Annotated in this window: 1 pseudogene; it reads right to left on the bottom strand. The window is 57.0% G+C overall.

The features are described from left to right. Positions 1–106: 106 nt before the first annotated feature. Positions 107–251 (bottom strand): annotated as a pseudogene (locus tag D3227_RS41015) (IS630 family transposase); the annotation flags it as partial.

Here is a 251-nt window from a genome sequence, read left to right on the forward strand (position 1 = left end):
TGTTGACCGACGTTCAAGTCCCGCCTCTTGCACCTCATATCCGCCGTACAAGTACCTCGGCCGCCGATCGAATCCGGCGGGCTGCAACCTATGCCAAAGGACGTTGTCAGCAATCATGAGAGTGGATTGATTCCAACGTTTGGTGCCCGCGCCTGACGGCAGCGATGATTTTGTGTGGGTCGGCTCTCCAGACGAACGGTTGGGATTGCTGATTGTGCTCGGTGATGAAGCGATTGATGGCGGCCTGGAGA

The organism is Mesorhizobium waimense, from assembly GCF_003601975.1.
Lineage (GTDB): Bacteria > Pseudomonadota > Alphaproteobacteria > Rhizobiales > Rhizobiaceae > Mesorhizobium > Mesorhizobium waimense.